Source organism: Metapseudomonas resinovorans DSM 21078, from assembly GCF_000423545.1.
Classification (GTDB): domain Bacteria; phylum Pseudomonadota; class Gammaproteobacteria; order Pseudomonadales; family Pseudomonadaceae; genus Metapseudomonas; species Metapseudomonas resinovorans.
The window spans coordinates 143,603-158,266 of sequence record NZ_AUIE01000013.1; the positions used below are offsets into that span (position 1 = coordinate 143,603).

The 14,664-nt window shown below is 64.3% G+C and carries 11 protein-coding genes; 4 read left to right on the forward strand and 7 right to left on the reverse strand.

Features of this window, described 5'->3' with window-relative positions:
• The 3 genes from G559_RS31105 to G559_RS0112480 are packed head-to-tail and all read left to right on the forward strand — an operon-like array spanning position 1 to position 2,065.
• Positions 1 to 126 (forward strand): glycosyltransferase family 4 protein, encoded by a 126-nt coding sequence (locus G559_RS31105; RefSeq protein WP_137821097.1) that lies wholly within the window; start codon positions 1 to 3, stop codon positions 124 to 126.
• A complete protein-coding gene (locus tag G559_RS0112475) occupies positions 123 to 1,097 on the forward strand; it encodes an ABC transporter ATP-binding protein (RefSeq protein WP_028628532.1) in 975 nt (324 codons plus the stop codon). Before G559_RS31105 ends, G559_RS0112475 begins: the two co-directional genes overlap by 4 nt.
• The gene (locus G559_RS0112480) at positions 1,094 to 2,065 is read left to right on the forward strand and encodes a peptide ABC transporter ATP-binding protein (protein ID WP_028628533.1); all 972 of its coding nucleotides are present in this window, start codon (positions 1,094 to 1,096) and stop codon (positions 2,063 to 2,065) included. The genes G559_RS0112475 and G559_RS0112480 overlap by 4 nt, the downstream gene beginning before the upstream one ends.
• Before the next feature lie 176 nt (positions 2,066 to 2,241).
• Here the strand turns inward: G559_RS0112480 and G559_RS0112485 are convergent, their stop codons facing one another.
• The 7 genes from G559_RS0112485 to G559_RS0112515 form a co-directional block, all read right to left on the reverse strand.
• Positions 2,242 to 3,162, reverse strand: a complete 921-nt coding sequence (locus tag G559_RS0112485; RefSeq protein ID WP_028628534.1) for a 5-oxoprolinase subunit C family protein — start codon at positions 3,160 to 3,162, stop codon at positions 2,242 to 2,244.
• Complete coding sequence (gene pxpB / locus G559_RS0112490) at positions 3,159 to 3,836, reverse strand: 5-oxoprolinase subunit PxpB (protein ID WP_028628535.1); 678 nt, start codon at positions 3,834 to 3,836, stop codon at positions 3,159 to 3,161. Before pxpB ends, G559_RS0112485 begins: the two co-directional genes overlap by 4 nt.
• On the reverse strand, positions 3,833 to 4,579 hold the full coding sequence (locus tag G559_RS0112495; protein ID WP_028628536.1) for a 5-oxoprolinase subunit PxpA: 747 nt from the start codon (positions 4,577 to 4,579) through the stop codon (positions 3,833 to 3,835). Before G559_RS0112495 ends, pxpB begins: the two co-directional genes overlap by 4 nt.
• Positions 4,580 to 4,830: 251 nt before the next feature.
• Positions 4,831 to 7,389: a PepSY domain-containing protein gene (locus tag G559_RS0112500; protein WP_028628537.1), complete on the reverse strand. Its 2,559-nt coding sequence runs from the start codon at positions 7,387 to 7,389 to the stop codon at positions 4,831 to 4,833.
• A gap of 183 nt (positions 7,390 to 7,572) precedes the next feature.
• On the reverse strand, positions 7,573 to 9,774 hold the full coding sequence (locus G559_RS0112505) for a TonB-dependent receptor (protein ID WP_028628538.1): 2,202 nt from the start codon (positions 9,772 to 9,774) through the stop codon (positions 7,573 to 7,575).
• A gap of 328 nt (positions 9,775 to 10,102) precedes the next feature.
• A complete protein-coding gene (locus G559_RS0112510) occupies positions 10,103 to 11,191 on the reverse strand; it encodes an alpha-hydroxy acid oxidase (RefSeq protein ID WP_028628539.1) in 1,089 nt (362 codons plus the stop codon).
• Positions 11,192 to 11,348: 157 nt separating this feature from the next.
• Positions 11,349 to 12,512 (reverse strand): type III PLP-dependent enzyme, encoded by a 1,164-nt coding sequence (locus tag G559_RS0112515; protein ID WP_028628540.1) that lies wholly within the window; start codon positions 12,510 to 12,512, stop codon positions 11,349 to 11,351.
• Positions 12,513 to 13,062: 550 nt separating this feature from the next.
• Here G559_RS0112515 and G559_RS0112520 point away from each other — a divergent pair.
• Complete coding sequence (locus G559_RS0112520; protein WP_028628541.1) at positions 13,063 to 14,646, forward strand: peptide chain release factor 3; 1,584 nt, start codon at positions 13,063 to 13,065, stop codon at positions 14,644 to 14,646.
• Positions 14,647 to 14,664: the final 18 nt, after the last annotated feature.

The window sequence follows — 14,664 nt, forward strand, 5'->3', positions numbered from 1 at the left end:
ATGAACCGAATCATCTTCGTAGGATGGGTAGAGCGAAGCGAAACCCATCATTTCCGGCCGACCACGTCGATGGGCATCGCTCCATCCTACGGCGAGCCTTGCACCGCTCTGGAGGCCACCGCATGAGCCTCCTCGAAATCAGGAACCTCAGCGTGCGCTTCGGCGACGCCAATGCCGTGCCGGTGGTGGACGGCCTCGACATCGCCGTGAACAAGGGCGAAGTGCTGGCCATCGTCGGCGAGTCCGGCTCCGGCAAGTCGGTGACCATGATGGCCCTGATGGGGCTGATCGACGCCCCCGGCCGCGTCACCGCCGACAGCCTGCTCTTCGACGGCCACGACATGCTCAAGCTCAAGGGCAAGCAGCGCCGGCACATCGTGGGCAAGGACCTGGCGATGGTTTTCCAGGACCCGATGACCGCCCTCAACCCCAGCTACACCGTGGGCTTCCAGATCGAGGAAGTGCTGCACCAGCACATGGGGCTCAAGGGCAAGGCCGCGCGCCAGCGCGCCCTCGAACTGCTGGAACGGGTGGAAATCCCCGGCGCCGCCAGCCGTCTCGACGCTTACCCCCACCAACTGTCCGGGGGCATGAGCCAGCGCGTGGCGATTGCCATGGCCATCGCCGCCGAACCCAAGCTGCTGATCGCCGACGAACCCACCACCGCCCTGGACGTGACCATCCAGGCGCAGATCATGGACCTCTTGCTGGACCTGCAGCGCGACCAGGGCATGGCGCTGGTGCTGATCACCCATGACCTGGCCGTGGTGGCCGAAACCGCCGACCGCGTCTGCGTGATGTACGCCGGCCAGGCAGTGGAAGTCGGTGAGGTACCCCGCCTGTTCAATGCGCCGACCCACCCCTATACCGAAGCCCTGCTCAAGGCGATTCCCGAGCACAGTCTGGGCGCCCATCGCCTGTCGACGCTGCCCGGCATCGTCCCCGGCCGCTACGACCGGCCCCACGGTTGCCTGCTGTCGCCGCGCTGCCCTTACGGCCAGTCCAACTGCGTGGCCCAGCGTCCGACCCTGGACCCGCATGCCCATGGCGCCGTGCGCTGCTTCTACCCCCTTAACCTGATCGAGGTGGCGCGATGAGTGCTGTATTGACCGCCCGCGAACTGACCCGCCACTACGAAGTCTCCCGTGGCCTGTTCAAGCCCAGCGCCCTGGTGCGCGCCCTGAACGGTGTGTCTTTCGAGTTGGAGGCTGGACGTACCCTGGCCGTGGTCGGCGAGTCCGGCTGCGGCAAGTCCACGCTGGCCCGCGCCCTGACGCTGATCGAGGAACCTTCCTCCGGCTCGCTGCAGATCGCCGGTCGCGAAGTGGCAGGCGCCAGCAAGGACGAGCGCAAGCAACTGCGCCGCGACGTGCAGATGGTTTTCCAGAACCCCTATGCCTCGCTCAACCCACGGCAGAAGGTTGGCGACCAGTTGGCCGAGCCACTGGTCATCAACACTGGCCTTTCCCGCGTCGAACGCCGCGAGCAGGTGCAGGCGATGATGCAGCAGGTGGGCCTGCGCCCCGAGCACTACCAGCGCTACCCGCATATGTTCTCCGGCGGCCAGCGCCAGCGCATCGCACTGGCCCGCGCCATGATGCTCAACCCCAAGGTACTGGTAGCGGACGAGCCGACCTCGGCCCTGGACGTGTCGATCCAGGCCCAGGTGCTCAACCTCTTCATGGACCTGCAGGAGCGCTATAACACCGGCTACGTGTTCATCTCCCACAACCTCGCGGTGGTGCGCCACGTCGCCAACGACGTGCTGGTGATGTACCTCGGCCGCCCGGTCGAGATGGGCCCCAGTGAGTTGATCTACGAGCGCCCGCTGCACCCTTACACCAAGGCCCTGCTCTCGGCCACGCCGGCGATTCATCCAGACCCGAGCAAGCCGAAGATCAAGATCGCCGGCGAACTGCCCAACCCGCTCGACCCGCCGTCCGGCTGCGCCTTCCACAAGCGCTGCCCCTACGCCACCGAGCGCTGCAAGGTGGAAGAACCCGTCCTGCGCCTGATCGATGCGCGCCAGGTGGCCTGCCACAACGTCGAGAGCATCAACGGTTGAGGTGTTGACCGCCCCCCTTGTAGGGGCGAATTCATTGGCTCTGTCTGCATGACGTGTTGTAGGCAGCTGCATTGCCCGTAGGAGCTGGCTTGCCAGCGAATGGCCGCGCCAGCAGATCGAAGCTCCATGGCGCGATCCTGAACAACACGGCCACGCAGCGTCCCTGCCAGAGCGGCTTACCGCCCGAAGAAGCTATAGAACGCCCGCAGCTCGTCCTGGGAGTCGTCCAGGCTCATCACGGTGAACCGCAGCATCTGGTTCGCGGGGCATTGCGCCAGGCGCCCGAGGTCCAGGGAATGGACCCAGCCAAGGATGGGATAACCGCCCATGGTCTGGCGGTCGGCCATCAGGATGATCGGCTGGCCATCCGGAGGCACCTGGATCGCGCCACTGACCACGCCCTGGGACCACTGCCGTTGCGGTGGGACCAGCGGCTCACCTTCCAGCCTCGCCCCCATGCGATCGGACTGCGAACTGAGTTGCCAGGGGCGCTCGAAGAAGGCGCGGGCCTGGTCCTCGTCGAAACTGGCGGCGTCGCCCCCGATCACCACCCGCAGCACCTGCGCCACGCTGTAGTCCGGTTGCCAGGGCCAAGGCACGCTGGCGCCACGTGGGAAGTTGCCGGAACCGCCTGCCAGCAGGTCACCTTCGACCAGGCGATGGCCTTGGCCATTCAGGCCGCCCAAGCCTTCACGCATCTGGCAAGCCACGCTACCCAGCACCGGTTCGGCACGGATGCCGCCCGCCAGTGCCAGATACGCGCGCTGACCATGGCGGGCATAACCGACCTGCAAGCGCTGCCCGGCCTCCAGGCGAAAGCGCGACCAGTTGAGGCGCGATTCGCCGTCGACACTCAGCGGCATGTCCGCGCCGGTGATGGCCACCCATAGCGCCGCCTCAGCCTCCAGCTCCACACCCCCGAGGGCGATTTCCAGCACCGCGCATTGCCGCGGATTGCCCAGCAGCCGATTGGCCCAGGCCGCTGCCAGCGGGTCCATGGGGCCGGTCGGGGAAACGCCCAGATGCTGCCAGCCGAACCGACCGGCGTCCTGCAGCAGGCTCAGGGGGCCGGGCTTGATCACCCGCAGGCTGCTCATGCCTCGCCACCTTCAGCGCGATAGCGAGCTTCGTCGATGGCGAAGAAGCGCACGCGATCACCCAGGGCCAGCGGACACGGCGGCTCGCGCCGGGCATCGAACAAGCGCCAGGGACAGAGCCCGAGCAGGTGCCAGCCGCCCGGAGAGGCCTGTGGATAAATGGCCGTCTGCTGCTCGGCGATGGCCAGGCTGCCGGCCGGCACGCGAATGCGCGGGCTGCTGCGACGTGGCAGGGCAAGACGCGAATCGAGACCACCCAGATAGGCGAAGCCCGGCGAAAAGCCGATAGCCCCGACCCGGTACTCGGCGCTGCTGTGGATATCCACCACCCCGGCCACGGACAGACCACAGGACTCCGCCACCCAGGCCAGGTCCTCGCCGCAGTACCAGATGGGGATTTCATGCAGCCGGCCGGCGTCGGTCGCGTCGGGAGCCAGCAGCCAGGCTTCCAGCAGCGGCTCGATACGCTGGGCCAGGTCCTGCTGGTCCGTGCGGGTCAGGTCGTAGTGCAGCAGCAGGGTGGTCCAACCGGGCACCAGATCCAGCAACAGCGATCCCAGCTCACGGCGCAGGGTCTCGGCCAGCGCCGCGATGCGCTGTGGAGACCGGGTATCCGGTTCATCGGCCAGCACCAGCAGCAGGGCTTCGGCGCCAGCAGGCTCGAGACGGATCATAGGGCGTCCAGCTTGCCTCGCAGACGGCGCAACACCGCCAGGGACTCGGGATTGTCGCCATGCACGCAGAGGCTGTCGGCAGTCAGCCGCAAGGGCTTGCCGTCGATGTCCGGGAAGGGCTCACCGGCGGCAATGGCCAGGGCCTGGCTGAGAATGCGCTCGGGGTCGTGATGCACCGCACCAGTCATGCGCCGAGGCGCCAGTTGGCCGTCGGAAAGATAGGCGCGGTCGGCGAAGGCTTCGAACATCAACGGCACATCGGCGGCATCCGCCAGTTGCAGTTCACGGCTGTTGTCCGCCAGGGCCAGAACCATCAGCGGCAGCCCTTTGCGATAACTGGCACAGGCATCGAGCACGGCTTCGAGCAGCGCGTCGTCCCGCACCAGATCGTTGTACAGCGCGCCATGGGGCTTTACGTAAGCCACCTGGGTACCGACTGCACGGCAGAAGGCTTCCAGCGCGCCAAGCTGATAGAGCACCAGGGCGCGCACCTCTTCCGGCGAGCAAGCCATATGGCGACGGCCGAAACCGGCGAGGTCCGGGTAGGCCGGATGGGCACCGATGCGCACATGGTGACGCAGCGCCAGCTCGACGGTGCGCTGCATGGTCAGGGGGTCAGCGGCGTGGAAACCACAGGCGAGGTTGGCCTGGTCCACCAGTGGCATGGCGTGTTCGTCATTACCCATCTGCCAGGCGCCGAAGCTTTCGCCCATGTCGCAGTTCAGCAGGATTCGTCTGTTCATGAGGCGGATTATGGCTAAAAGCCGGCAGCCTTGTAGGGACTAATTCGCGGGTATTCCTCCCGTAGGGTGGGCTTCAGCCCACCAATCAAGGCCAGCGCGGGCTAAAGCCCACCCTACATAACGGACGGGCATCGAACCGGTGCGCATGGCGCACCCTGCGGAGGGGCGAAGAACAACAAAAAAACGCCCCGCACAAGGCAGGGCGAACGTTCCCCAGGAGCAGGGATCACTCGGTTTGGCGCACAGCGCCTTCAGTACACGTCGCGGCGGTAGCGGCCATCGTCATTCAGCTGCTGCAGCGCCTCGTCGCCAAGGATGTCGCGCAGGGTGCGATCGACGCCCTCGGCCATGCCCTGCAGACTGCCGCAGACATAGATCACCGCGCCCTCTGCCAGCCAGGCGCGCAGTTCGTCCGCTGCTTCACGCAGACGGTCCTGCACATAGATCTTTTCGGCCTGGTCGCGGGAGAAGGCGAGGTCCAGGCGCTGCAGTTCGCCCTGGGCCAACCAGCCCTGCAACTCGTCACGGCAATAGAAGTCGTGAGCCTGGTTGCGCTCACCGAACAGCAGCCAGTTGCGATTGCGCCCGGCTGCGATGGCCGCCTTGAGCAGGCCACGCAGGCCGGCGAGGCCAGTACCGTTGCCAATGAAGATCAGCGGACGATCTTCGTCGATCAGGTGGAAGCGGCTGTTGCGACGCAGGCGCAGGGGCACGACGGCACCCTGCGGCAAGTAGTGGGTCAGCCAGCCGGAGGCGATGCCCAGGCTGCCATCGGCGTGCTGTTCCTGGCGCACGATCAGCTCCAGCACACCGTCGCTGGCCAGTGAGGCGATCGAGTACTGACGCACCGAGAGGCCGATCAGCGCCTGCACCAGGGCGTGCGGGTGCAGCCCAACAAGATGCTCGAAGGAGTTCGGCAGCAGGCGCCCGGCCAGGGCTTGGCGCAGCGTCTGGCGCTGGCCATCCAGCTCCACCTGGGCGTTGCCGTCGAGGCCATGCTGGTCGAGCCAGGCCTGGATGCGCGGTTCGGCCTGGCGCGGGAGGATTTCCACCAGGTCGCCGGCCTGCCAGTCCACCTGGCTACCTGCCGGGGCGCGCAGGCGCAGCAGCCAGGCGGATTCGCCCTGGCTACCCGGATTGAGGTGTTCGCGGCCTTCCAGGGTCCAGCTTTCGAACGCCGGGCCGCTCCAGGGCGTCAGCATGGCGCTGCCGGAAACCTGGGCGATCTGCTGCTGCCATTGCTGCAGGGCGCTGCTGTTGCCGTTATCCACTTCCACCGGCTCGAACAGCTGACTTGCGCCTTGCCCTTTCAGCCAGGCCTGCAGGCGGCGGCCGAAGCCACAGAACTGCTCGTACTGGCGGTCGCCCAGGGCCAGCACGGCAAAGCGCAGGCCGGCGAGCTGGGAGGCCTGGCCAAGCACCTTGCGCTCGAAGCCACGGGCATTGTCCGGCGCCTCGCCATCGCCAAAGGTACTGACCACGAAAAGCGCGTTGCGGGCCTGCGCCAGGGTGCTGCCATCCAGCGCGGCGAGGGGTTCGACCCGTACCGGCAGGCCGGCAGCCTGGAGCTGGCTGGCGCTCTGCCAGGCCAGTTGCTCGGCGAAACCGCTCTGGCTGGCGAAGCCGATCAACCAGGAATCCTGCCCACCGCTCTCGGCCAGGCCACCACGGGCGGCCTTGATCGCACGCTTCTTGCGTCGGCGGTCGAGGTAGAGCAGCCAGCCGGTGACGAAGAACAGCGGCATGGTCAGGCTCGCCAGCATCACCAGGATGCGGCCCGGCAGGCCGAAGTACTCGCCCATATGCAGCGCATAGACGCTGGTCAGTAGCTGGGCCTTGAAGCTCTTGTCGGTGTAGCGTTCGCTGCGCGTCACCTTGCCGGTGGCGGGGTCAAGGACGATCTGGTTGAGGGCACGGGGATGGTCGGCATCCTCCAGCAGGTAGAACACCTGGGCAGGCTTGCCGCCCACCGGCGGCAGGCGCAGGTTGTAGGCGCTCAGGGTCGGGCCGGCGGTGTCGCGGATGCTTTTCCACACGGCGTCGTAGTCCACCACCAGCGGCGGGCCGGACGGCGCCTCCGCGCCGGGACGGCCACGGCCTTCGCCACGACGCTCGCCGGGCTTGCCCTGCTGGCCGGCCGGGGCATCGGAAAGCAGGCGGGTGAGGCCTTCGCGGTACCACTCGTAGGACCAGTACAGGCCGGTCAGCGCCGCCAGGAGATAGAACACCAGGCACCAGGTACCGGCCACGGCATGCAGGTCCCAGTTGAAGCTGCGGCCCTTGCGTGACCAGTCGAGGGTCAGCCAGGCGCGCCAGTTGGTGGCCTTGCGCGGCCAGCGCAGGTAGAGGCCGGACAGGCAGAAGAAAATGAGGATCAGGGTGCAGGCGGCGGTGATCTGCTTGCCGAACTCGCCCATGGCGAGGAAGCGGTGCAATTGCAGCATCAGGCCAAAGAACTGCTGGCCGGCAGGCTGGCCCAGCAACTCGCCGGTGTAGGGGTCGAAGTAGCGCATGGGGCCGCGGCGCTCGCCCGGCGGCGGCATGAAGAAGACGCGGGCGGCATGGTCGGTGCTCGTTTCCACCCACAGGCCGGAGACTTTCTTGCCTTCGGCGGCTTCGATCCTGGTTACCAGCTCGGCCGGCGGCAGCACGCCACTGTCACGCACCTCGACCGTCAGGGTCTCAGGGTTGAGCAGGCGGAGGATTTCTTCCTGAAAGCTGTACGCGGCCCCGGTGATGCCCATCAGTGCCAGCACCAGCCCCGCACTGATACCGAACAGCCAGTGCAGCTGGAACAGGGTCTTCTTCAACACGTGATATCCCTCGGATACGCACCTGGCGGTGCGTCAAATCGCTTGTTCGCGGCAGGCCCCATGCCTGACCGGGGGGCGATTTTATTTGAGAACGGGATGCATTAAATCAGGAAACGAAGGTTTTACCTTTTATTTACAGCGACACGGGCCCTGCACAAGGCAGGGCCCGTGACTCGTCCGTCAGAACGAGTAGCTGGCGGTCAGGATCGCCGAACGAGCATCGCCGTATTCGATGGCCGAGGAACGCGCGTCGGTACCGTTCTGCTGACGCACACGCTCCACGTAGTCCTTGTCGAACAGGTTGTTCACGTTCAGCTGCAGGTCCAGGTTTTCGTTGACCCGGTAGCCGACCATGGCGTTGTGCAGCCAGTAGGCGTCCAGCTTGGCAGTGGTGCTGGAGCTGACGTTACGCTCGCTGACGTAGCGCGCGCCGTAGCCCAGGGTCCAGCCTTCCGGCAGCTCGTAGGTGGTCCACAGGTTGAAGGAGCGCGGCGGGGTGTTGGCCAGCGCCTGGCCTTCACGCGCGATACCCGCGGCAGTGTCGGCAGCGTCCAGGGTCTCGCTGGACTGGAAGGTGTAGTTGGCAAACACATCCCACTGCTCGGTGATGTGACCGGTCAGCCCCAGCTCCACGCCTTCCACGCGTTGCTTGCCGGCCAGTTGGGTCGAGCCGTCGGCCATGGTTTCACGCGCATTGGTCTTTTCCACGCGGAACAACGCGCCATCCAGCCCCAGGCGGCCGTCCAGCAGTTCCCACTTGGTGCCCAGTTCCCAGGTCTCGTTCTTTTCCGGGTCCAGGTTCTCGGTCGCCGCGGTCAGGCCACCACCGTTGGATGCGATGCCTTCGGCGGTGGGGTTGAAGGAGTTGCCCCAGGCCACGTAGAAGCGACCGTTCTCAACCGGCTTGTAGACCAGGCCGGCGCGGCTGCTGAGTTTCTCGTCCTTGGAGGTGAAGCTGCCAGTCGGCGCGTGAGCCGCACTGAAGGTATCGCTGTGGCCCTTGAACCAGTCGTAGCGCAGGCCGGCGTTGAAGTCCCACTGCTCGTTCAGGGCGATGGTGTCGAAGACATACAGCGCCTTGTCGTCCAACTGGTTCTCTGTGTAGCTGGAAGTGGTCTTGTTGACCGGGCCGACCCAGTGGCCGGGCGGGTTGCTCAGGTCATAGCCGTCTGCCGGGTACAGGCCGTTGCCCAGACCATGGTTGTAGCTCTTGAGGTCGAAGTCCTCGCGGGAGATTTCCGCACCGGTCACCAGTTCGTGGTCAAGACCGAGGGTTGCGAAGCTGGCGCGAAGGTTGGTCTGGTTGATCCACATCTCGGTGGTGGTGTCACGGCCGGAAGCCTGTGGGCCTGCCGGACGATAACGGCCCGCCGGGACGCCGGTGACGTTCACGTGGGACGCCGAAACGATGGTGTCGCGGTCGATACGGCTGTAGCGGGTCAGGTTCTGCAGGCGCAGGCTGTCGTTGAACTCGTGTTCGAAGTTCGCGGTGAAAGCGCTCTGCTCGATCTCGTCCTTGTCCAGATTGTCCCAGCCAAAGTAGTCCTCGCGGCTGACGCCGGCGAGCTTCTTGCCGTCGCGGGCGGGTACGCCATAGTCCGGCAGATTGTCGTCGGTCTGGTGGAAGGCGCTCAGGGTCAGGCGAGTGGACTCGTTGAAGCCCAGGCGCAGGGAGGGCGCAACGCCCCAGCGCTCGCGGTCGATCTCGTCGCGGCCGGGCACGTCGTTCTCGTGGGCCATCAGGTTCACGCGGAAGGCACTGTCGGTGCCCACGCCTTCCAGCGGCTGGTTGGCGTCCAGGGTCAGGCGGTGGTAGTTGTCGGTGCCCAGGCCACCGCCCAGGGTGGTGAAGGCACGATCCATCGGCTGCTTGCTGATGATGTTGATGCTGCCGCCGGTGGTGCCGGCGCCGCCGAACACCGAGTTCGGGCCCTTGATGACCTCGACCTGTTCGATGTTGAAGGTATCGGTACGGCTGGTCTGGGCGCTGTCACGCAGGCCGTCGATCTGGATGTTGTTGTTCGCGGAGAAGCCACGGATGTTGATGCTGTCTCCAGAACCACCACCGCCCTCACCGGCGTTGAAGGTGATACCGGAGACGTTGGACAGCACCTGGCGCAGGCTCAGTGCCTGCTGCTCCTTGATGACTTCCTTGGGAACCACGGTGATGGTCTGCGGAGTGTCCAGCAACGGCGCGGTGTACTTGGAGGAAGCGGACTCCTCGACCTTGTACGACTTCTCGGCCTTGCTATCGATTTTGACAGTGCCGAGTTCAAGCTTGCCCTGTTCGGCGGCCATGGCCAGGCCAGCGGAAGATGCAGTGACGAGGCCGACGGCAGTGGCCAGGACGGCGCGTTGCGGCAGATTGTTCTTTTTGCTCATAAGAATCACTCCCCAGTGAAGATGGGGCGCGATTCTATTTGCGAACGTTTATCAGTAAATATTCCAAACACAATATTTACAGAATCTTTACACTTCTCATCGGATCACCGAGAGCATCAACTATCGGTTATTTCATGCGATATGCTCGAAAAACCAATAAAAATCCTCAAAAACCACCTAACTACTAAATCAGACTCGAGCTAGTCCCTGCCGACCATTAATCGTGACTATCCGGTCATTTTTCAGCCTCGATACAAATCGAGCCTGTGAAACGACCATCGATGATTGGGGAAACCATTCGGCTTTATGACAGGTGACGCCAGGAGGTCTAACGCCAGATCAGGGAAGGCTCGATGTCGGCCAGGCTCGCGCACCCCGTCAGGATCATCGCCACTTCCAGCTCAGTACGCAGCAGGTGCAGTACATGGGCCACGCCAGAGGCTCCCGCGGTAGCCAGCCCATGAACGTAGGGACGACCGATCATCACTGCACTCGCGCCCAACGCGAGCGCCTTGAACACGTCGGTTCCACGACGAACGCCACCATCGAGCAACACCGGCACCCTGCCGGCCACTGCCTGAGCGACCGCCGGCAGCACGTCCAGCGTCGCCGGCATGCCGTCCAGGGTCCGGCCGCCGTGGTTGGAGACCACGATTCCAGCGACGCCCCGCTCCACCGCACGCTCGGCATCCCGTGGATTCATCACCCCCTTGACCAGCACCGGCAAGTGCGTGAGGGATTGCAGCCACTCCAGGTCCTTCCAGGTCGGCGCATGGGTCAGCAACGGGCTGCCGAACAGCGGGCTCGTACCCGGCTGGGCGACGCTCGGCGGCAGGCTGCGCATGCCTCTCAAGTTCACCGCTTCGACGCCCTCCGGCAGGACGAACCCCGCCCGCTGCTCACGGTTACGCATGCCGTTGACCGGCGCATCCACCGTGACTACCAACGCGCGATAACCAGCCGCCTCGACACGCCGCACCAGGTCGCGAGTGAACTCACGATCCGGCTGGATGTAGAGCTGGAACCAGAGGGGAGTCTGTGCGGCCTGGGCAATGGCTTCCAGGCTGACACTGGCCTGGGTGCTGACCACCATGGCCGCGCCCATGGCAGAAGCGCCGAGCACGCTGGCCAGCTCGCCATCAGGATGGGCCAGCTTCTGGAACGCGACCGGCGCCAGAAGAATCGGATAATCCAGCCCGAGGCCGCAGAGCTGCAAACGAGTGTGGCCTCCCTGAAGATCCTCCAGCACCCGATTGAGCAGGCGCACACGCTGGAAGGCCGCGAGATTGTCCGCCAGGGTCTGCTCATCCGCCGCGCCGCCGGCCAGATAGGCCCAGGCTTGCGGCGTCATGCGCTCACGGGCGAAGGTTTCGTAATCGGCAACGGCGGCGATCTCGGCAGGAATGAGCGCAGTCAAGGCGGCGAACCTCTTCGGACCGGCAACGGGCCAGTCGATAATCGTTTGCAAATGTAACTGGCGCTCATCTTACTGCCCTGACAACGCACAAGAAACCACGCCCCGAAAATGACAAGGCCCGCCATGAAGGCGGGCCTTGTTCGAAGCGCGTACTGGCTTACAGGTAGTAGGCCTTCAGCGGCGGGAAGCCATTGAACTCCACTGCGCTGTAGCTGGTGGTGTAGGCGCCGGTGGACAGCCAGTAGAGGCGGTCTTCGGCAGCCAGGTTCAGCGGCAGGCCGTACTTGTAGTTCTCGTACATGATGTCGGCGCTGTCGCAGGTCGGGCCGGCGATCACCACCTCTTCCACCTCGCCCTTCTTCTCGACCCAGATCGGGAACTTGATGGCCTCGTCCATGGTTTCGATCAGGCCGGAGAACTTGCCCACGTCGGTGTAGATCCAGCGCTCTACGGCGGTACGCGACTTGCGCGCCACCAGCACCACTTCGCTGACCAGGATGCCGGCGTTGGCGATCAGGGATCGGCCCGGCTCCAGGATGATTTCCGGCAGCTCGTCGCCGAAATCTTCCTTGAGGAAGCGGATGATCTCTTCGGCGTAGGTTTCCAGGCTGTTGGTGCGCTGGATGTAGTTGGCCGGGAAGCCACCGCCCATGTTGATCATCTGCAGGGTGATGCCGTCTTCTTCCTTCAGGCGCTCGAAGATCACCTTGACCTTGGCGATGGCGGCGTCCCAGACATCGATGTCGCGCTGCTGGCTGCCCACATGGAACGACACGCCGTAGGGCACCAGGCCCAGTTGCTTGGCGAGGATCAGCAGGTCCAGGGCCATGTCCGGGTTGCAGCCGAACTTGCGCGACAGCGGCCAGTCAGCCGAGGTGGAGCCTTCAGTGAGGATACGTACATAGACCTTGGCGCCCGGAGCGGCCTTGGCGATGTTGCGCAGGTCGGCTTCGGAGTCGGTGGCGAACAGGCGCACGCCCTTCTCGAAGAAGTAACGGATGTCGCGGGCTTTCTTGATGGTGTTGCCGTAGCTGATGCGCTCCGGGCCAACGCCGGTCTTCATCACCTTGTCCAGCTCATAGATGGAGGCGATGTCGAAGTTGGAACCCTTGTCGCGCAGCAGCTCAGTGATTTCGGTGGCCGGGTTGGCCTTCACCGCGTAGTAGACCTTGGCGAAGGGGAAGCAGCTCACCAGTTGGTCGTAGGAATCGGCGATGGTCTGCTTGTCGATGACTACGAACGGGGTTTCTTGCTTGTCGGCAAACGCCTTCATGCGCTGGAAAGTTTGGGGCGAGAAATAGTCTTCGACCTTGATCGACATGCGAGGGACTCCATATGGCAAAACAAACGAAAGTTGTTAGGGGTGGCCGGTGTTGCGTTGGACAACAGGCCTGAACGTCTGATCAGTTTCCCCACTTTGGTTCGCCTACTTCCCAAGGCATGTCGCCGAGGATTTTCAGTCATCAATGACTTCAAACCTCTCGTCGTCAGTACTTGAGCCGGATGGATCGTTGCCAGCATGGACGTTCGGGCGCGAACTTTAGGACCACAGGAACCACAGATCAATCAAAAATTGCCGCTTTCTCGCATCCCTTTGTCGCATGGCCTGTTGACTGTTTCGAATCCTCAACAAAACGTTATGAAATGCTGCACAGCCGCGGGTTTCAGGGTGATGACAGGGGGACGGAGGGTCTTTCCCCTGTGGGGGCGAATTCATTTGCAAAGGGCTGCGCAGTAGCCCAGTAGGTTGGCGCAGAGCGAAGCGAAGCCCAACATGCCCGGCGGCGCTGATCGAGCATCCATTTCCCGCTATAATCCCGCGCTTTTCCGGGCCGTCCGCGCCCCGCCATCGATTCCAGCAGGCACCCTCCATGACCATCCAGGCCGCCGAAGTCGCGAAACGCCGCACGTTCGCGATCATCTCCCACCCCGACGCCGGTAAGACCACCATCACCGAAAAGCTGCTGCTGATGGGCAAGGCCATCGCCGTGGCCGGTACCGTGAAGTCGCGTAAATCCGACCGGCACGCCACCTCCGACTGGATGGAGATGGAAAAGCAGCGCGGCATCTCCATCACCACCTCGGTGATGCAGTTCCCCTACCGCGAGCACATGATCAACCTGCTCGACACCCCCGGCCACGAAGACTTCTCCGAAGACACCTACCGCACCCTGACTGCGGTGGACTCGGCGTTGATGGTGCTGGACGGCGGCAAGGGTGTAGAACCGCGCACCATTGCCCTGATGGAAGTCTGCCGCCTGCGCGATACGCCCATTGTCAGCTTCATCAACAAGCTGGACCGCGACATCCGCGACCCCATTGAACTGCTGGATGAGATCGAGGCGGTACTGAAGATCAAGGCCGCGCCCATCACCTGGCCGATCGGTTGCTACAAGGACTTCAAGGGCGTCTACCACCTGTCCCAGGACAAGATCATCGTCTACACCCCGGGCCACGGCCACGAGCGCACCGAGATCAAGGTGATCGACAAGCTCGACTCGGACGAAGCCCGCGCCCACCTGGGCGACCTCTACGACAACTTCGTCGAGGAGCTGGAACTGGTGCAGGGCGCCTGCCACGAGTTCGACAAGGAAGCCTTCCTCAAGGGCGAGATGACCCCAGTGTTCTTCGGTACCGCACTGGGCAACTTCGGCGTCGACCAGGTGCTCGACTGCATCGTCGACTGGGCGCCGAAACCGCTGTCGCGTGCCGCCCATGAGCGCATCGTGGAGCCGACCGAGGAGAAGTTCTCCGGCTTCGTGTTCAAGATCCAGGCGAACATGGACCCGAAACACCGCGACCGTATCGCCTTCATGCGCATCTGCTCGGGCAAATATGAGAAGGGCATGAAGATGCGCCACGTGCGCCTGGGCAAGGACGTGAAGATCGCCGACGCGCTGACTTTCTTCTCCAGCGAGCGTGAGCAGCTGGAAGAGGCCTTCGCCGGCGACATCATCGGCCTGCACAACCACGGCACCATCCAGATCGGCGACACCTTCACCGAAGGCGAGGCCCTGGGCTTCACCGGCATCCCGCACTTCGCCCCGGAACTGTTCCGCCGCGTGCGCCTGAAGGACCCGCTGAAGTCCAAGCAGCTGCGCCAGGGCCTGCAGGAACTGGCCGAGGAAGGCGCCACCCAGGTGTTCTTCCCCGAGCGCAACAACGACATCATCCTCGGCGCCGTGGGCGTGCTGCAGTTCGATGTGGTCGCCAGCCGCCTGAAGGAGGAATACAAAGTCGAGTGCGCCTACGAGGCGATCAACGTCTGGTCGGCGCGCTGGATCGAGTGCAAGGACGAGAAGAAGCTCAAGGAGTTCAAGGACAAGGCCTTCGAAAACCTGGCCGTAGACGGCGGCGGTCACCTCACGTACCTGGCACCGACCCGCGTGAACCTCAGCCTGATGGAAGAGCGCTGGCCAGACGTGAAATTCCGCGCCACCCGCGAACACCATTGATGGCACCCTGTAGGAGCG